The organism is Exiguobacterium sp. s181 (assembly GCF_018617125.1).
Taxonomy (GTDB): domain Bacteria; phylum Bacillota; class Bacilli; order Exiguobacteriales; family Exiguobacteriaceae; genus Exiguobacterium; species Exiguobacterium profundum.
In genome coordinates this window covers 280,490-299,029 of the sequence record NZ_JACSJM010000002.1, presented here as the reverse complement: position 1 = coordinate 299,029, position 18,540 = coordinate 280,490, and the positions used below count along the sequence as shown (strand labels likewise).

General features: G+C 51.7%; 22 protein-coding genes and 1 other annotated feature. Of the genes, 4 read left to right on the top strand and 18 right to left on the bottom strand.

All coding sequences use genetic code 11. The annotated features are described in order from the left end of the window. Nucleotides 1-2: 2 nt before the first annotated feature. The 5 genes from ruvB to KNO70_RS07870 all read right to left on the bottom strand — a co-directional run bounded on the left by ruvB (nt 3) and on the right by KNO70_RS07870 (nt 4,994). Nucleotides 3-1,004: a Holliday junction branch migration DNA helicase RuvB gene (ruvB, locus tag KNO70_RS07890; RefSeq protein ID WP_078146571.1), complete on the bottom strand. Its 1,002-nt coding sequence runs from the start codon at nt 1,002-1,004 to the stop codon at nt 3-5. A 10-nt stretch (nt 1,005-1,014) separates the two neighbouring features. Further along, nucleotides 1,015-1,602: a Holliday junction branch migration protein RuvA gene (ruvA, locus tag KNO70_RS07885; protein WP_214812071.1), complete on the bottom strand. Its 588-nt coding sequence runs from the start codon at nt 1,600-1,602 to the stop codon at nt 1,015-1,017. 93 nt (nt 1,603-1,695) lie between these two features. Then, on the bottom strand, nt 1,696-2,775 hold the full coding sequence (nadA, locus tag KNO70_RS07880) for a quinolinate synthase NadA (RefSeq protein ID WP_214812068.1): 1,080 nt from the start codon (nt 2,773-2,775) through the stop codon (nt 1,696-1,698). Then, nucleotides 2,738-3,607: a carboxylating nicotinate-nucleotide diphosphorylase gene (nadC, locus tag KNO70_RS07875; protein ID WP_214812065.1), complete on the bottom strand. Its 870-nt coding sequence runs from the start codon at nt 3,605-3,607 to the stop codon at nt 2,738-2,740. Before nadC ends, nadA begins: the two co-directional genes overlap by 38 nt. Continuing rightward, nucleotides 3,561-4,994, bottom strand: a complete 1,434-nt coding sequence (locus KNO70_RS07870; protein ID WP_214812062.1) for an L-aspartate oxidase — start codon at nt 4,992-4,994, stop codon at nt 3,561-3,563. The genes nadC and KNO70_RS07870 overlap by 47 nt, the downstream gene beginning before the upstream one ends. A 95-nt stretch (nt 4,995-5,089) precedes the next feature. Here KNO70_RS07870 and KNO70_RS07865 point away from each other — a divergent pair, with 95 nt between their 5' ends. The 4 genes from KNO70_RS07865 (at nt 5,090) to KNO70_RS07850 (ending at nt 8,316) form a co-directional block, all read left to right on the top strand. Further along, nucleotides 5,090-6,220, top strand: a complete 1,131-nt coding sequence (locus KNO70_RS07865; protein ID WP_214691132.1) for a cysteine desulfurase family protein — start codon at nt 5,090-5,092, stop codon at nt 6,218-6,220. Beyond that, nucleotides 6,198-6,737, top strand: coding sequence for a transcription repressor NadR (locus KNO70_RS07860; RefSeq protein WP_015881161.1), 540 nt, complete (start codon nt 6,198-6,200; stop codon nt 6,735-6,737). The genes KNO70_RS07865 and KNO70_RS07860 overlap by 23 nt, the downstream gene beginning before the upstream one ends. 107 nt (nt 6,738-6,844) lie before the next feature. Further along, nucleotides 6,845-7,423, top strand: a complete 579-nt coding sequence (locus KNO70_RS07855; RefSeq protein WP_074037484.1) for a DedA family protein — start codon at nt 6,845-6,847, stop codon at nt 7,421-7,423. A gap of 119 nt (nt 7,424-7,542) precedes the next feature. Continuing rightward, the gene (locus tag KNO70_RS07850; protein ID WP_015881159.1) at nt 7,543-8,316 is read left to right on the top strand and encodes an NUDIX domain-containing protein; all 774 of its coding nucleotides are present in this window, start codon (nt 7,543-7,545) and stop codon (nt 8,314-8,316) included. Nucleotides 8,317-8,359: 43 nt separating this feature from the next. Here the strand turns inward: KNO70_RS07850 and KNO70_RS07845 are convergent, their stop codons facing one another. From KNO70_RS07845 to KNO70_RS07785, 13 genes are all read right to left on the bottom strand, one after another. Next, complete coding sequence (locus tag KNO70_RS07845) at nt 8,360-9,625, bottom strand: hemolysin family protein (RefSeq protein ID WP_353047654.1); 1,266 nt, start codon at nt 9,623-9,625, stop codon at nt 8,360-8,362. A 49-nt stretch (nt 9,626-9,674) separates the two neighbouring features. Further along, nucleotides 9,675-10,964, bottom strand: a complete 1,290-nt coding sequence (gene obgE, locus KNO70_RS07840; protein WP_015881157.1) for a GTPase ObgE — start codon at nt 10,962-10,964, stop codon at nt 9,675-9,677. Further along, the gene (locus KNO70_RS07835; RefSeq protein WP_214684630.1) at nt 10,965-11,405 is read right to left on the bottom strand and encodes a Spo0B domain-containing protein; all 441 of its coding nucleotides are present in this window, start codon (nt 11,403-11,405) and stop codon (nt 10,965-10,967) included. Nucleotides 11,406-11,472: 67 nt separating this feature from the next. Continuing rightward, nucleotides 11,473-11,754 carry a 50S ribosomal protein L27 gene (gene rpmA, locus KNO70_RS07830; protein WP_015881155.1) on the bottom strand — a complete coding sequence of 94 codons (282 nt, stop codon included), beginning with the start codon at nt 11,752-11,754 and terminating at the stop codon, nt 11,473-11,475. A 12-nt stretch (nt 11,755-11,766) separates the two neighbouring features. Then, a complete protein-coding gene (locus tag KNO70_RS07825; RefSeq protein WP_015881154.1) occupies nt 11,767-12,102 on the bottom strand; it encodes a ribosomal-processing cysteine protease Prp in 336 nt (111 codons plus the stop codon). Between the two features lie 3 nt (nt 12,103-12,105). Then, nucleotides 12,106-12,414, bottom strand: a complete 309-nt coding sequence (rplU, locus tag KNO70_RS07820) for a 50S ribosomal protein L21 (RefSeq protein WP_015881153.1) — start codon at nt 12,412-12,414, stop codon at nt 12,106-12,108. 15 nt (nt 12,415-12,429) lie between these two features. Continuing rightward, nucleotides 12,430-12,502, bottom strand: a sequence feature (ribosomal protein L21 leader region). Between the two features lie 55 nt (nt 12,503-12,557). Further along, nucleotides 12,558-13,883, bottom strand: a complete 1,326-nt coding sequence (locus KNO70_RS07815) for a ribonuclease E/G (RefSeq protein WP_214684631.1) — start codon at nt 13,881-13,883, stop codon at nt 12,558-12,560. Nucleotides 13,884-13,926: 43 nt separating this feature from the next. After that, complete coding sequence (gene minD / locus KNO70_RS07810) at nt 13,927-14,784, bottom strand: septum site-determining protein MinD (protein WP_015881151.1); 858 nt, start codon at nt 14,782-14,784, stop codon at nt 13,927-13,929. Between the two features lie 5 nt (nt 14,785-14,789). Next, nucleotides 14,790-15,458 carry a septum site-determining protein MinC gene (locus KNO70_RS07805; protein WP_251024819.1) on the bottom strand — a complete coding sequence of 223 codons (669 nt, stop codon included), beginning with the start codon at nt 15,456-15,458 and terminating at the stop codon, nt 14,790-14,792. A gap of 5 nt (nt 15,459-15,463) precedes the next feature. Further along, on the bottom strand, nt 15,464-15,958 hold the full coding sequence (mreD, locus tag KNO70_RS07800; protein WP_049759982.1) for a rod shape-determining protein MreD: 495 nt from the start codon (nt 15,956-15,958) through the stop codon (nt 15,464-15,466). Nucleotide 15,959: 1 nt separating this feature from the next. Continuing rightward, nucleotides 15,960-16,850: a rod shape-determining protein MreC gene (gene mreC, locus KNO70_RS07795; RefSeq protein ID WP_047795500.1), complete on the bottom strand. Its 891-nt coding sequence runs from the start codon at nt 16,848-16,850 to the stop codon at nt 15,960-15,962. 13 nt (nt 16,851-16,863) lie between these two features. Continuing rightward, a complete protein-coding gene (locus tag KNO70_RS07790; RefSeq protein ID WP_074037493.1) occupies nt 16,864-17,901 on the bottom strand; it encodes a rod shape-determining protein in 1,038 nt (345 codons plus the stop codon). Between the two features lie 198 nt (nt 17,902-18,099). Continuing rightward, nucleotides 18,100-18,540, bottom strand: a complete 441-nt coding sequence (locus KNO70_RS07785) for a hypothetical protein (protein WP_214684633.1) — start codon at nt 18,538-18,540, stop codon at nt 18,100-18,102.

The window sequence follows — 18,540 nt, the reverse complement described above, 5'->3', positions numbered from 1 at the left end:
CCTTACTCCTCTTCCTCTTCATAACCAAAATGCGACTTGGCAAACTGTGTGATCATCCGTCCTCGCGGCGTGCGCTGCAAGAATCCTTGTTGTAATAAATAGGGCTCATAGACATCCTCAATCGTCTGAGCATCCTCACCGATGGTCGCAGCGAGCGTCTCAAGCCCGACCGGTCCACCTCCGAACCGCTCCACCATGGCCCGAAGCAATCGATGGTCAACTTCATCGAGTCCGAGCGCATCGACGTGTAGCCGGTCGAGCGCATCAGATGCGAGCACGGGATCGATTTCTTTCGTACCAGCCACTTGTGCGAAATCACGGACACGACGCAAGAGACGGTTTGCAACTCGTGGCGTCCCTCGTGAGCGTTTCGCAATCGCACCGCTCGCCTCAGGTGAGATCGAGAGACGGAACAACTGGGCCGTCCGGCTGACGATGGCCGCTAACTCATGTGTTTCGTAATATTCGAGCTTCAACGTGACACCGAAACGGTCACGTAAAGGCGCCGACAACATCCCTGCTCGTGTCGTCGCGCCGACAAGCGTAAACGGTGGTAGGTCGATGCGGACGCTACGAGCCATCTCCCCTTGCCCATAGACGATGTCGAGACAGTAGTCTTCCATCGCCGGATAAAGAATTTCTTCAATCGTCCGGCTCAAGCGATGGATCTCGTCGATGAACAAGACATCCCCCGGCTCGAGGGTCGAGAGAATCGCAGCCAAATCACCCGGTCGTTCAATCGCCGGGCCGGCGGTCGTCTTGATCCCGACGCCCATCTCGTTGGCGATGATTTGGGCGAGCGTCGTCTTCCCGAGTCCCGGGGGACCGTATAAGAGCACGTGGTCGAGCGTCTCACTTCGAAGTTTGGCGGCCTGAATGAAGACGGACAAATTGCCTTTCGCCTTTTCTTGCCCGATATATTGCTCGAAGCGCTGCGGACGTAAGCTCCACTCTTCAGAGTCTTCATATTGCTGATGAGATTGTGACAACAATCGTTCGTCCATAGCTTCCTCCTTATTTCAGTAACAGCTGTAGCGCGCGTTTTATGTACGCGTCGGTCGTCAAGATTTCTCCGCTTAATGCTTTGCGGACTTTTGCGATTTCCCGTTCGGAGTAGCCGAGCGCGACGAGCGCCTCACACGCCTCATCGAGTTCAGATGCACCTTGTGCGAACAACCCTTCGTTCGGCACGTAATCCGGTGCGAGCTCGGATAACTTCCCTTTCAAGTCGAGTGCCATCTGTTTGGCCGTCTTCTTGCCGACTCCCGGGAACTTCGTCAAATATTTCTCGTTCTCGGTTTCAATCGCATCGATCAACGCGTCGATATCGCCGGACGCGACGATGGCAAGCGCACCTTTTGGTCCGATCCCGCTCACGCTGAGGAGTTTATTGAACAGCTCACGCTCGCGACGTGAACGGAAACCGTATAACATCTGCTGGTCTTCTCGCACGTAATGATGCGTAAACACGATTACATGTTCGTCTTGTTCACGATAAAAAAACGGGTTAGGCACATGTACTTTGTAGCCGACGCCCGAGACATCTAACGTTATATATTCCGCACACACATAGGCGACGGGTCCTTTTACGAATTCAATCACGGTGTACTCTCCTTTTCGGTCGGAAAAACTGCATTTATTGTACCATAATGGGGGACACGAAAAAAGGACAGGCGTTTTCCTGTCCTCAAGCAATTATCGCGCGAGCATTCGTTCAAGTGCACGTTTCGAGAACTCTGTCGTCTCATGATCGACGCGAATGATGTTCACAGGGGCCGTCTCGAGCGACTCGAGCGCCCACAATAGATGTGGCAAGTCGATTCGATTCATCGTGAGGCACGGACACATGAACGGGTTCAATGAAACGATATCGAGGTGTGGGTACGTCGCCGCCAGACGGTTGACGAGGTTCATCTCCGTTCCGACCGCCCACTTCGTCCCCGGTGCGCTCGCGTCAATCTTGTCGATGATATACGATGTCGATCCCGCCTCGTCCGCAGCCTGGACGACGTCAAACGTACATTCCGGATGGACGATGATGCGACGATCCGGCTCACGCTCACGGAACGCCTGAATTTGCGATACCGTGAACTTCTCATGGACAGAACAGTGTCCCTTCCATAAGATGACTTTCACTTGATCATCATCGCCTTCTGAGACCAATTCTTCACGGAGCGGATCCCAAACAGCCATCGCCTCGAGCGGGATGCCGAGGTCGAACGCCGTGTTCCGCCCGAGATGCTGATCGGGAAGGAACAAGATGCGTTCACCTGCCTCAAGCGCCCACCGGACGATTTCATGGGCGTTCGACGATGTGACGGTCGCCCCACCGTGACGACCAACGAACGCTTTGATGGCCGCTGTTGAATTGACGTATGTAATCGGGATGATGTCCTCTCCAAATCGTTCCGTCAGTTCTTCCCAAGCAATCTCCGTCTGATCGATATCGGCCATGTCTGCCATCGAACAGCCGGCACGCATATCAGGTAAGACGACAATCTGGTCGTCCCGCGTCAACATGTCTGCCGTCTCTGCCATGAAGTGGACACCACAAAAGACGATGAATTCGGCTTCGCTCATCTGTTCTGCGAGTCGTGCGAGCTGGAGCGAATCCCCTGTCGCGTCCGCGAATTGAACGACCTCGTCTTTTTGATAATGATGGGCCGGTAAAAAGAGACGAGTCCCGAGTCGGTCTTTGACCGCCTGAATCCGAGTCTCCATCTCCTCCACCGACAAGTTAGCGTACGTCGGTGGGAGTGTTCCGAGTAGTTGCATCTTTCATTCCTCCTTGTAAATTCAAACTGCAATCGAACGCGCGTACCGAATGAGTCAATTGCCCGAGCGAGATGACATCGATGCGAATGCCTCGATAATCGTCAATCGTGTCGAGCGTGATGCCACCAGACACTTCAATTTTGATGTGCGTCGGTATATGACGGACCCATTCTCTCAATTCATCTGGCGTCCGATTATCAAGCATCACGATGTCCGGATCGGCTTGAACCGCCTCCATCAGTTGTTCGAACGACTCGACCTCGACTTCAATCGGGGTCGTATGGCCGACACGTTCTCGTGCGACTTGAATCGCGTTCGTCACGCCACCAAGTGCGACGATATGATTGTCTTTGATCATGACGGCGTCATCGAGTCTTAGACGGTGATTGTATCCCCCGCCCACACGTACGGCGTACTTTTCAATCATCCGCAGTCCCGGGGTCGTCTTGCGTGTATCGGTCACGTGAATCGCGTCATCGTATAACGCGTCCACGCACTGTCGTGTCATCGTCGCAATCCCACTCGTATGTTGGATGACATTCAACAGCACGCGCTCAGTCTCTAAAATCGCGCGCGTCTTCCCTCTCAAGACGATGAGTTCGTCTCCAGGGGTCACCGCTCTCCCGTCTTCTTGGCAAGAGACCAATTCAAGCCGCTGCATGGTTGCCAGCTCTTCTACGATCGGCTTCCCACAGAAAATGCCCTGTTCTTTGGCGACAATCGTTGCGACCGACTCGTCCTGTCCATCAATCAGCGCACTCGATAGGTCCCCATACCCGATATCTTCAATCAAGAACTGACGTAGCTGTTCGCGTAGGTATATCGTATTCATCATTCCGCTCCATTTCGAGGATGCTTTGCGCGAGAAGACGCGCCGCATCGAGTTGTAAAGTTTGTTCACTTAATTGTCTTGTCACGTGTTTCGTCATGGTCAACGTTTGGGTATTTTGTAAGAAACCTTTCAATTCATTAAGACTTGGTGAAATCGTCAACCATCTTCTAATTTGAGCACGTAACGCTTGAAATGCCACAGGTGAGATGTCGTACACCAACGTCTCCTTCGTCGCCGTGGTCGTCTGATTCAATCGCACCGCCCGCGCGACTCGTTTTCCAAACACCCAACATTCCAAAAGTGAGTTCGAGGCCAAACGATTCATCCCATGTATGCCCGCATCCGCCACTTCACCGACGGCATATAATCCGTCAACGTCTGTCCGTCCCATGTCGTCCACTTCGATTCCACCCATATGAAAATGGAGGCCAGGACGTACCGGAATGCGGCGAGGATTGATCTGGAGTTTGTCACATGTCAACGCAAGCTTCGGAAACCGTTCACGAAGCCGTGTCACGTTTGTCGTATCGAGATACACCGTTCCCATTCGTTCTGTCAGTACCCGCGCCACGTCATCACGAGGAGCGAGACTCCCGAGCGGATGATGCGCCATCACGTGATTCCCTTCGTCATCAACGAGCGTCGCTCCGGCTCCCCGGAGTGCCTCCGTCACGAGATGAGGCTCGTCGGTCGCCAGTAAGGTGGGATGAAATTGGATCCGCTGTAAATGTGTCAGCTTGACCCCACATCGATTTGCCAGAACGAGACCGTCACCGGTCACGGTACGCGCGTTTGAAGTCCAATCAATCAGCCCACCGATGCCACCTGTCGCCAATACGACAGCGCCGGCTTCAATTCGAATGGGCACTTCATCCCGAAACGCCATCGCGCCGACGACTTTCCCGTCTCTCGTGATGAGATCGTGCACGAGCACCCGTTCCAATACGTTCACGTTATCGGGTAACGAGTGACGCAATTGCCTCATGACATGGCGTCCCGTCTCGTCGCCACCGACATGAAAGATGCGATTCAATCGATGCGCGCCTTCACGTCCGAGGGCATAGCCGTCCTCTTCACGGTCGAACCGGACACCGAATCGTTCCATTTCTTCAATCGCTTGACGACCTTCTTCTACGAGAATGTCGACGCGCTCAGCGCACGATGTGTTTTTAGAGGCGAGCATCGTGTCTTCTTTATGGGCCGTACTCGATTTCTCAAGATACGCGCTCGCAATCCCGCCTTGTGCCAAATCGGAGTTGCTCTCTGTCATCTCACCTTTCGAGACGAGAAGAACAGAGAATGATGTTGGTAGATGCAAAGCCGTTGCGACGGCGGCAAGTCCCGTTCCGATAATCAAAATGTCAGTTTTCTCTATGTGTAAAGACACTTGTACATCACCTGTTTTTCATATGTAATGTTGACTTGTAAACTAGTTTCGCATAATTTTGTGTAGAAGACAACATGAGAAAAGGGGAGTCCATGATGAACCGCTACTTCGACTACGCCGCTACACACCCGATGACACATGCAGCATTAGACCATTACGTGGCGATGGCCAAAAACGTTTATGGGAACCCATCATCACTCCATACCCAAGGTTATATGGCAGAAGATTATTTGACAGAGGCACGACGCTTGATCAAACAGGCGCTCGGGCTTGATATGTTACGAGGAAAATTATTATTCACTGGAAGTGGATCGGAGAGCAATTACATCGCACTGACAAGCTTGCGTAAACGGATGAAGGGCAAAGAGGTGATCACGTCTTGGCATGAGCATGATTCCGTCGCCCTCTTACTTGAAGAATGGGAGCGGGAAGGGATAATCGTTCATCGGTTGAAACTGAAGGATGGGAAGTTTGATTTGGATGCGTTCACCCACCTACTCGACCGTGACATCGGGCTCGTCACGCTCCAGCACGTCAATTCCGACACGGGTTGGGTGTTACCGCTCCACCACATCCAATGCCTCTTGAAATATAAGAAAATCCTCTTCCATGTGGACGGGGTCCAGGCACTCGGGAAAATCCCGATTTCTGTCGAAGGCATCGATGCCTATTCGTTCAGTGCCCACAAAGTGGGTGGACCGAAAGGAGTCGGTGCCCTCTACATGGAACGTCTGATTCCTCCCCCATACTATCCGGGGCATCATCAATACGGGATTCGTCCCGGAACGATTGACGTTCCTGGAATCAGTGCCTTTGCAAAAGCACTCGGAGAACGTCAGGAACAATTGACACGTTTTCAGAGAAATTTCATGGCGTTTCGTGCTATCTTGAAAGAGAAGACGTCAGCGCATGTCCATTGGCTCGAGTTTGATGAACAAAGTCCCGCCATTTTCTCCTTCGTCTCCCATCAACGCGACGGACAATGGTGGATGACCGAGCTCGACGATCTCGGGTTCCAAGTATCGGCTGGGTCGGCATGTCGAGCAGGTCAAAATGGACCAAATCGCATGCTCGAAGCACTCGGATATGAGACGAGCGCCTGTCATGGACTCGTCCGCATTTCCTTCGGCGCGCAAACGACCGCCGAAGACACATCGGCCCTCGCCGATGCCATCGTCATTTTAGCAAGGAGAGTCGAACATCATGAACAAACGTTTAGCCGGTGAAGAACGCCGTCGCACACTATTACAATTGATTGAATCGAGCAATGAGCCGATCACAGGATCTGAACTGGCAAGACATGTATCCGTCAGTCGCCAGGTCATCGTCCAAGACCTATCGTTACTAAAAGCGAAAGGCCATCAAATCGTTGCGACCGCTCGTGGGTACGTCTACTTGCACGGAGACCTCACCCCATCCACCTATTCGAAAAAGGTAGCCTGTCGTCATACGGCAGAAGAGATGGAGGCGGAGATGAACGCCATCGTCGATGAAGGAGTCACCATCAAAGACGTCATCATCGACCATCCTGTATACGGGTCCATCACGGGACAACTCATGGTGAAGAGTCGCCGCGACGTCCGTGCCTTCCTCGAACGTGTGAAGACGCATGGGGCTTCCCCACTCTCCCAGTTGACGGGTGGTTTCCATATCCATACGCTCGAATCAGACCATAAAGAGGCAATCGATGCTGCGGTGAAAGAGTTGGACCGCCTCGGGATTCTCGTATCCGAATTAGATTGAAGAGACGTCACGAATATGTGACATCTCTTCTTTTTCTTTTCAGTCATGTCCGTTATACTGATGGATGGAACATCTTTCCTGAAATCATTTGAAAGGAGGGCTACGTCTTGAACGTCCTCGAGCATCTACTCGCCGTCTGTGGGGTCTTCAGCATTCCCATCGGTATCTTGGTCCAATTCATCCCGAACGAACTCGTTCTCGCATACGGCGGCTTCCTCGTCGACTCGCATGACGCGCCCTTCTTCCTGACGTTCCTACTGGCGTGGGTCTCCTTCACGCTCAGCCAAATCGGTCTATACTGGATCGGTCGATATGGTGGGCGTCCCGTCGCGCTCAAACTGTATCGGTATTTTCGAATTCGGCAAGACAAGCAACTCCGGGCCGAGCGCTGGTTTGAGAAATACGGTGCATGGATCGTCTGTCTCAGCCTGTTTTGGCGTCAATTATTCGCCGTGAGCGCCGGCGTGATGCGTCTATCGTTCCGTAAGTTTTTGTCGGTGACGACCTTGATTTTCGCCGTCTGGTCATTCATCTTCATCCATGTCGGGATGATGCTTGGTAGCAACTGGCGCATGATCGGCCACTTCATGGACGATGTCATCCCCTTCTTGGCTCTTGCTGTCGGGATTATCCTCGTCGTTCGACATGTTCGTCAGCAACCAAAACGTGTGAAAGAATCAGCGTGACTTGCGCTGATTCTTTTTTTGTTGGAAAGGGAAACGCTCACATCTGTCGAATAAGAACCATGTAAGCGAATCGCGGTCACACATATAGGACACCGCACAACGAAAAAGGAGGAATCATCATGTTCCATCGCCGTAAAACGTATACGATTCGACCTGAACGCCTGCAAGAATTCACCGACTTTTTCCATACATACATTTACCCGATCCAGGCGTCGCATGGCGCCCGTCTCGTCGGACGCTGGGTGACCGAAGACAAGTCCGAGGTCATGGCACTATGGGAATATCGGGACCGTGAACACTATGAGCAAGTCGAGCGGGATTATCGTGGCAGTACGTTGCGACGAGACGCCATGAAACAGCGGGCTCGCCTTGGAAAAGAGCTGTATATCAAGTCAAGCGAAGAGTTCATGATGCCGACCGGTCACTATACGCCACCGCGTGCGATTGTCTGTGTGACAGCGTATATCACGAATGAAGCGGGTGAGGTTCTCCTCGTCAAAAACATGCATCGGAACGACTCGTTCGAGATGCCTGGCGGACAAGTCGAAGAACACGAGTCACTCGTTGACGCCATCCATCGTGAAGTGGACGAGGAAACGGGCGTGAAAATCGAGGTGGAAGGCATCACGGGAATCTATCAAAACGTGTCCTCCCGCGTCCTCTGTGTCACGTTCCGCGCAAAATATGTATCCGGTGACCTCAGACCGCAGGCTGGCGAGACACAGGAAGTTGGCTTCTATAAAGTCGACGCAAGTAACGTGGGTGACTACATCAAACGGGAGCACTTCCAAATGCGCTTCCTCGATGCGATCGATCCCGTATACATGCCTTACGCCATTTATAAAGTACGGCCATATGAACTGATTGAGCGCATTGAACGCCAATCCGTATGACGCAAAAAGGGATGATCCGCCATGTGCGAATCATCCCTTTTGTTTATGCTTCTTGCATGTCTTCTTGCTGAGATTGTCCAGTCTCCACTAACAGTTTCCGGACACGGCGTTTCTCCACATGGAGAACGGTGAACGTCATGTCTTGATACGTGACTTGTGCACCTTTCTCCGGGATGTCGCCGAGCAATTCAACGAACCAACCGCCCATCGTGTTGGAATCGACGTCTGGTTCTGCAATCCCCATCTCTTCCGCGAATTCATCAACGTTCATGTCAGCCATACACTCATAGACCCCTTCACGGAGACGTCTGAGATAGACGACGGATTCGTCGTGCTCATCCCAGATGTCGCCGACGAGTTCTTCAAGCATGTCTTCTAACGTGATGAGACCCGCCGTGCCCCCGAATTCATCGAGGACGACAGCCATGTGAGATTGTTTCTGCTGGAGAATCGGAAGTAGTTCAATCAATTTCGTCTGCGGTGACACGTACGTGAGCGGTCGGATGAGCGAACGGACATCCGTCACTTCATCCTTCATCATCGAACGCAAGAAGTCACGTTCTGACAAGACACCGATGACGTTGTCGATCGAGTCTTTGTAGACCGGTAAACGCGAATGTCCACCACTGAAAATCGTGTCTTTGATTTCATCGAGCGAATCGTCGATGTCGACGGCCAGAATATCGATTCGTGGCGTCAGCACATCATCGACCGTAATATCGTTGAAGGCAAAGGCGCTATGGACGAGCTCTGCTTCCGTCTCTCCGAGCACACCTTCCTCTTCTCCCATATCGACGAGCACTTTCAACTCTTCTTCGGTGACGGATGGCTCCTTGTCTTTCATCCCGATCATCCGCAGCGTCAACTTCTTCAAGCCGGTGAAAATCATCGTCACCGGTTTGAGGACTTTAACGAGGAACACAAGGATTCCACTGATGAGAAGCGAATACTTCTCCGCAAACTCTTTCGCGAGCGATTTCGGTAAAATCTCACCAAAAATCAAGATGATGACCGTCGTCGCGAACGTTGACACGAGAAGACCGGTTCCCCCACTGAAAATCGATGTGGCGATGGCCGTCGACACCGTCGCCGAACCGATGTTGACGATGTTGTTCCCGACGAGAATCGTCGAGAGGGTATCATCAAAACGGTCGACGAGACTGAGGACACGTTTTGCGGCTTTGTCGCCATCCTCTGCCATCCGAATCATCCGGACCCGGTTCACACTCGAGAGCGCCGTTTCTGCTGATGAGAAAAACGCTGACAACATGACGAGAACTACATATAGAATTATACTTGACGAGGGCACAGGGTCCACGTTAGCTTCACACTCCGTTTCTTCTTAACAAGTAATTTTTTTATTCCACAAACTCGAATTCGAAGTCGAGGATTGCCACGACACTACCGTCCTCGGCACCCAACTTACGAAGATCGTCATCGACGCCCATTTGACGCATTTGACGAGCAAATCGTTTGATCGACTCATCATGGTCAAAGTTCGTCATCTTGAAGAGCTTCTCGATACGAGGTCCCGTGATCACGAAGCGATCGTATTCATCGATGTGGATTTGATAGCCTTTCTCTTCCTTCTCATAACGATACACGACACGAGGCGTCGCTGTCTTCTCTTCGAGCTCATCGAGTGGGAATTCTGGTGTCGTATCGACAAAGTTCGCCACTTCGATCAACAAGTTGCGAAGACCGTCTTGAGCGAGTGCCGAGATCGGGAAGACTTTGACGTCGTCCCCTACCTTCTTCTTGAACTCTTCAAGATGTTCCGCTGCGTCCGGCATATCCATTTTATTCGCCACGACGACTTGTGGACGCTCAAGGAGACGTAAGTTGTACGACTCGAGCTCACGGTTGATCGTCGTGTAGTCTTCGAACGGATCGCGTCCTTCCATACCGCTCATATCGATCATGTGAACGATGACTTTCGTCCGTTCGATATGGCGAAGGAACTGGTGACCGAGACCAACGCCTTGGCTCGCTCCTTCGATGAGACCTGGAAGGTCGGCCATGACGAAACTACGGTCGTCCGCTGTCTTGACGACACCGAGGTTCGGTGTAATCGTCGTGAAGTGGTACGCACCGATTTTCGGGCGCGCCGACGAGACGACCGAGAGAAGCGTTGACTTCCCGACAGACGGGAATCCGACGAGACCGACGTCTGCGAGGAGTTTCAACTCGAGACGCAACTCACGTTCTTGACCTGGTTCCCCGTTCTCCGCGATTTCTGGAGCCGGGTTGGCAGGTGTCGCAAAACGACAGTTCCCGCGACCACCACGACCACCTTTCGCGATCGTCGCTTGTTGACCGTGCTCGGTCAAGTCCGCGATGACGGTATCCGTCTCGGCGTCGAACACGATCGTGCCAGGTGGAACTTTGACGATGAGCGGTTTCGCTTTACGTCCGTGCATCCCTTTTGACATCCCTTTTTCGCCATCATGGGCGATAAACTTCTTCGAATAGCGGAAATCAACGAGCGTCCGCAATCCTTCCTCTACTTCAAAGATGACGTCCCCACCGTGACCACCGTCACCACCTGCAGGACCACCGTCTGGAACGTATTTCTCGCGACGGAAAGCGACCATCCCTTTTCCGCCGTCTCCAGCTTTTACAAAAATATTAACCTGATCGACAAACATTTATTTCCCCTCCTTTATGTGAAACGTAGTAGTATCTACGTTCTGTTCGTACACATCGGCTGATGCCTTCACATCGTCCGGGACAGTGCCCGTGACGCGAATCATCAGTCCGTCCGTGAACGTCACATGAATCGGCCCATCCGTGTTGTCTAACAAGCGGACAAGCATCTCTGCCACTCGCGCGTCATCGATGGCGAGTTGGTCGGTTGAAATCGTATACGTCATCCGTCCCTCCCAATTCGCTTGAATCACGACTAGGCTCGTCTGTGGCACGTTCAAACGAACGAGCGCACTCTCTTCGTCGGCCTGTTTCCGATAGCGTTCGTAAAGTTCCTCGAGCTTAGTCGGATCGAGAGCCACATAGAGCGAGATCAATTGAAGCCGATTCATCCATTCGTGACGGACGGTCGATAAGAGCTCGAGTGTCTGTTCTGAATCCATTTAGATCCTCTCCTAGAAAAAAAGACTCTAACCAAATAAGTGGCTAGAGTCTTCTGCGTCGTTCAACTTACGCGACTGGGTAAACGCTCACTTGTTTCTTGTCGCGACCAAGACGCTCATAGCGTACTACGCCGTCAACTTTCGCAAACAAAGTGTCGTCGCCACCACGGCCAACGTTTTCACCTGGGTGAATCTTTGTACCGCGTTGGCGGTAAAGGATTGATCCAGCTGAAACTGTTTGTCCGTCAGCGCGTTTTGCACCGAGACGTTTCGAAATTGAGTCACGACCGTTTTTAGTCGAACCAACTCCCTTTTTCGAAGCGAAGAACTGAAGGTTCAATTGTAACATGAGGTCCACCTCCTATTGTTCAATTTGGATATATTCACCGTAGCTTTGGGCGATCGTGTCTAACTGCACGAGCATCCCTTCTAATAACAGTTGGGTGCGTTCCATATCCTGCGGTGATAAGTCAGGATACGTCTCGACATAAAAGTAACCACCCTCTGTTTGATCTGCCATTTCTACAAGAAGCGATTGACCCGCAAGCGTTTCGACGGCGTTATAGGCACCAAAGATGATGGCTGAAACACCGGCGCACACCAAGTCAGAACCAGGTTCTGCAAAATTGGCATGACCCGTCACTTCGACGGAGCGAATCGACTTCGCCTCGTCTCGTCTTACCTTGACCCGAATCATAGCTTACGCTTCGATTTTCTCGATGCGAACTTTCGTGTAAGGCTGACGGTGACCTTGCTTACGACGGTAGTTTTTCTTAGCTTTCATTTTGAAGACAGTGATCTTCTTAGCGCGGCCGTGTTTTACCACAGTACCGACAACTTTAGCGCCTTCTACGAGTGGAGCGCCGACTTTAACATCGTCACCACCAACGAAAAGAACCTCACCGAATTCTACAGTACCTTCGACATCAGCATCGAGTTTTTCGATGTAGATCTCTTGACCTGCTTCAACTTTGATTTGCTTACCACCAGTTTTGATGATTGCGTACATATACGTGCACCTCCTTGTTAAACTCAGACTCGCCATCCTGGGCAGGGCAAAACCTTTAAAAACCCGTTCTGTGCGGTTGTAGCCATTTGGGTGCTTCCAAACGAACTAACGTTATAGATAATACCATTCTCGATTAATCATTGTCAACGACGAGATAAGAAATTCTGACATTCTTCGGACGTCCCATAAAAGAGGAACTCCGGCTCCCCTTCGACGAGATGCACCTCGATGTCAAATTCGTGCCAGGAAGCGTCATGCCACTTCTTAGGGAGTGAGAGCACGACCGCTTCGTACTGATCATTCAAATCAAGGAGCGACCGTTCAAACTGTGAGAAGATGGCCAATTTTGAAGGCTTGCCGGCATGAAACATCCGGTCTTGAATCGAGCGACCGGTCCGTTCCCGCGACAGCTCGAACAGCCCCATTCGTGTGAAGCCGTACACCTCGACCCGACGTGGGTCACGCGCCCCGAGTTCTTTCATCTTTTTAAGGAGACGGGTCTGCCCTTCCTTTGAACCACGTAAGAAATCGATGATGACCATGCCGCCGATATTTCGCAGACGCAACTGCTCCATGATCGAATAGAGCGCGGCTTCATTGATGGTATCGGCCGCACGCCCCTTGTCTTTGACGGCGACATTTTTGCCACTATTCACGTCGATGACGGTCATCGTCTCGACTTGTTCGATCAAGACGAACGCCCCACCATCCAACCAGACGGCACGACTCTCCAGTTTCTCGATGGCTCCATCGAGACGTTTCGCTTCAGGCATCCGCCCTTTTCCGATATGACGTTTCACGGGGACATCCAATCGTTCGAGTCGCGTTTGCCCTTCTTTGTCATTCAACAGCACGGACTCGACTGCATGACGTCTCACGAATTGTTCGCATAGTAGCTCGTCTTGCCCGAACCGTTGCTCGATCACCACGATTGAACGGTTACGCAATCGATTCAGTTCTTCCTGTAACGCTTCCGGGGCCACTTGTCCGGCTTCCGTCCGAAATAAGACCCCTTCCTCTTCCGTTAAGTCGAGCGCCTTTGAGAGGCGGTCCTGCGTGACGAGGTCGAGTTTCCGGCTGAACAGTTGACGACGTCCAAATGGGAAATACACAAGATATCGCCCACCGAATCGAATGTTCTCTGTCACTTTATGATGCTTGCCGTTGATTCCTTCTTTTGTCACTTGGACGAGTCGCTTTTCTCCGACGACTGCCGCTTGCCCGATGGCGGGCACTTCCGGATACGAGGCGAGCGCACGGAGCGTCTCTGCGATCGGGAGAAAGTATGTCGTCTCCCCATCCGTCAAAAAGGCTGCCCCGAGTGACGGGTGGATCCGTTCAATTGCGGCTTCGACGATGGTCCCGACCGACAGTTGGTCGACAAACCGTTCCTCGACTTCGAGTAATCGTTCGCCGTCCACGAGCATCGCCCGTTCGATGGAAGGTGTTCGTTCGTAGATTAGCTTCATCTGCATCACTCCTTTCGACAGAAAAAGGCAACTTCCGTTGCCTTTACGCTTTTTTCATTCCAAATTTCATCATGAGTCGTGCCCAGAAGCCGACCGGTGCCGTCTCCGTCTGAATCGACATGAGCGGGACCGATTCGCCAAGAATACGGCGCGTGATGTTCCGGTACGCCTGCCCGGCATAGTTATCCGGATTCATCGTGACCGGGACACCGCGGTTCGCGGCTGCGATGACTTCCTCATCGTCGATGACGACACCGAGTAAGTCGATCGACAGGATGCGCATGATGTCATCGATGTCGAGCATGTCGCCCGATTCGACGAGATGATTCTTGACTCGGTTGACAATCAGTTTAGGCGCATCGATATGTTCCGCTTGTTCGAGCATCCCGATGATTCGGTCTGCATCTTGAACCGCCGCCTTTTCAGGTGTCGTGACGACGATCGCCTCATCCGCACCGGCAATCGCGTTCATGAACCCTTGCTCGATTCCAGCAGGACAGTCAATCAAGACGAAATCATATTCCGTCTTCAACTGGTCAACGATTTCCTTCACTTGTTCAGGATTCACTGACGTCTTGTCTTTCGACTGTGCGGCCGGGAGTAAATACATCTCCTCGAAGCGTTTATCGCGGACGAGCGCCTGATTCAACTTACATTGACCCGTGATGACATCGACAAGGTTATAAATGCTCCGGTTGTCGAGACCGAGAATGATATCGAGGTTACGCAACCCGATATCTGTATCGACGAGACAGACCGAGTGTCCAGACAAGGCGAGCCCCGTCCCGATGTTGGCGGTCGTCGTTGTCTTGCCGACGCCCCCTTTTCCTGATGTCACGACGATGGCTCTGCCGTTTTTAACTTCTTTTTCTGTATGTACAGGCTCCACTACTTGCTCCATTCCACTCACCCTCTCTGTAATTCCATTGCATATGCGTCTTTCAGACCTGTCATGACGTGGCGGAGACGTGTCATCTCAATCCCATCACTCGTCTGATACGCACAACCCATCTCAATCTCAGGAAGTTCTTCATCGTCATCGGCTGTGAGTACATGTTCACCGATTGCTAAAAACTTCGGATGGAGCAGGCTCGCGGTAATGACCGCTTCTTCCCATCCTTCGACACCGGCGCGCACATTTCCTCGTATCGTCCCTAAACAATAAATACTTCCTGTCGCCCGGACCTCTGACCCGGGATTGATATCCCCGATCACGAGCACCGAACCGTCAAACGTCAACACTTGCCCACTCCGAATCGTCCCGCTGTGATAGTGGAATGTCTTTCTGCCGTACGTCGCTTTCGCTTCTTCTGTCAACATGACATCGCTCGACAAGTCTTCAATATAAAAAACGCCATGACGAGCGACGACCTCACGAATTTGACGTGACAGCTCCTCGTCAATATAACGAGTACCCGCGTGCAACTTCAGGGCAATCTTTCCGGACGGCGGCTCCATTTCTTGTAATGTCGCTTCTAAGTCCGTAAGCACCTCGTCGATGCCACTCTTCGGATTGAAGTGAATGGCAATGCCGTTGCGATGTCCTTTAATCGTAATGTGTCGTTTACGCTCCATCATGGCTACCCTCTTTTCGCAACAGGGCGTGTCGTCACATAACGCGTCATCGGATAATAAAGAATCACGATGGCGATGGCATTGACGAGCATCGTCCCTGGAATCTGTTCAACCAATAGTGTTTGAATCGTCATCAACGTCCCACCAATCGCCGCCATGATCCCGTAAATCGCAAAGGTGAAAACGAGAATCATAAACGTGAACGTAATGGTGACGGAGAAGAAGTTCTCACCTATATATTTTAACACGAAGCTGGCTAAGAGAGGAATGAGTGAAAAAGTAAATACATAGATTCCAATCAGGTCGGTGTAGACGATATCATACAGCAGTCCGAATACAAGCCCAAACCCGAGTGCCGTCTCCCATCGACCGTACAGACTGACAAACATCAACCCGATCAACGTCAACAAAAGAAACGGCGTGGCGTAGTGCCAAGAAAAAATCGATGCCCATGTTCCTTCAATAAGAAAAAGGAGGAACAGGGCGATGAACACTTTCATGTTACTCACCCGCTGCTCCTCCTTCCTCGGGACCCGTTAAAAACGGTTCGTCTAGTGTCCGATCAATCACGTACATTTGTGAGAACTCATTGAAGTCGGCCTCCGGTTTAATCCGGGCGACTTGTGAGACGCCATATTCATCCGTCTCGATCGATTCGATCGTACCGATGACAAGTCCAGCCGGATAACGTCCACCGAGTCCAGACGTCGATACGATTTCTCCTTCTTTCAGCTTGACGCTATTCGATACTTTTGTGAAGAACAATTCATTCGTCTCCGTGTCGAATCCGTCAACCGTCCCATACGTCGGTTTGCCGTCCGCATCTTTGACCACAGCCGAGACGTTGTTCGTCCGGTTGTTGTCGCTGAGCAGTTGAACTTGCGACGTATAAGCACTCGTCTGAATGACACGACCGACCATCCCGCTCGCTGCGGTCACGGCCATGCCCTTTTCAACGCCGCGTTCTGAACCGACGTTGATGGTGACGTAGCGTTGCCAATCGTTCGGTGTCCGACCGATGACCTCCGCCGGAATGAGGTCGAAGTCACGTAACGACTCGTCTCTTGCTTCGACCATCTTTCGAAGCTCCTCATTCTCACGGCGCAAATCATCCGCTTCAACCGATACCTCGGCGTACTTCGCCAAATGTTCTTTCAGCTGGCGGTTCTCTTCGTAGATATCGCGGACATCTGAGATGGACGAGACCGTTGAGTCCATCCACCCGATTGGTACCGCGAACACTCGCTGGAACGTGCCGACCACATCACGCGTGACATCTTGGTACCAGGCTGATTCCGATCGTCCTCGAATCGAAACACCTAAAATGACGAAAAACAAGATCAGTACAATTAGCGTGATGATGAGCTTTTTATTACGTACGAATCGGCTCATCGTGTCTCACCTCTCATCGACGTGACGAGATGCCTGATTTCGAACGGAGGACGTCCATCATTTCAAGAGATTTTCCAGTCCCGACCGCTACGCAGTCGAGTGGCTCATCCGCAACGAGTGTCGGGATGTGTGTCTCGTCTGAGATCACGTCGTCCAAGTTTTTGAGGAGGGCGCCGCCGCCAGTCAAGACGATTCCGCGGTCCATAACGTCAGCCGCAAGTTCTGGAGGAGTTTGCTCAAGCGTTTGCTTGACCCCTGCTAAAATCGCTTCAACTGTATCCGAAAGAGCTTCACACACTTCTGCAGACGTGACTTCGATTTGTTTTGGAAGTCCTGTTACGAGGTCGCGACCACGGATTTCCATCTTCTCCGCTTCGTTCGATGCATCGATGCGCGCCGAACCGACTTCCATTTTGAGCGTCTCAGATGTACGCTCCCCGATCATGAGGTTGTACTTGTTCTTGATGTAACGAATAATGGCATCATCCATTTCGTCACCACCGACACGAATCGATTGGCTTGTCACGATGCCGCCGAGTGAGATCACTGCGACTTCGGTCGTACCGCCACCGATATCGACGACCATCGAGCCAGTCGGTTCCCAAACTGGGAGGCCTGCACCGATTGCTGCTGCGAACGGTTCTTCGATTGTGTATGCTTCACGAGCGCCTGCTTGTTTCGCAGCGTCTTCCACGGCACGTTTTTCAACAGACGTGATACCGCTTGGGACACAAATCATGACGTTCGTCTTCGATGAGAACAAACCGCCTTTTGATTTTTGAGCTTGCTCCATGAAGTATTTGATCATCGTCGCTGTCGTTTCGAAGTCAGCGATGACGCCGTCTTTCATCGGACGACGTGCAGAGACGTTCCCCGGAGTACGTCCAATCATATCTTTGGCCTGGTTACCAACGGCCTCAATTCTACCTGTATCTGTGCGGAACGCCACGACGGACGGTTCACGAACAACAATTCCTTGACCCTTTACATAAACGAGCGTGTTAGCCGTTCCAAGGTCGATTCCGATTTCTCGGTTAAAACTACGAAACATAGGTGTTGCTCCTCTCTTCATTACACTATTTTTTATTATAACGGAAAAATCATGTTTGAAAACGTTCATTCGATTACAGGTTATTTACAATAACCGCATCTCAGTCCTGTCTCACCGTCTATTAGTTTGCCTTCTTTTCGGCAAAAAGGCAAATCAAAAAAGCAGACGCAAGTGAGCGTCTGCCTAAGGAGAGAACGGTTACAATCCCGGTTGGAGCGGAAGCAGTAACATCGCTCCGTAAAAGAATACCGAGAAAATCAACACCGGCCGAAAGAAGCGGGATGGCTTGAGTCGGGTCGCTCCTGCCAAAAAGCTCGATGTCGTCACGACGAAAATGTAAATTCCGATGTACATGAGTAGGAGGCGGACGAGTACCGTCCAGATGCCGAGTTGATTGAGTTCATTGAAAGAGAGCACGATCATACCGAGATAAGCGATGAGCGATAGAACTCCTACGCCAACACCGACGAGCGGCGAGACGCGGTCGAGCCAGTGGTCCTGATCGAACCGCATAAACAGCGCTGTGCTCACAAATAAAAACAGGATGAACACAACGATCGAGAAGATGGTTGGTTCTAGATGTATGTAACTCACAAAAAGCGATAATCCGACCATCAGGATCCAAATTATTTTTTCCAT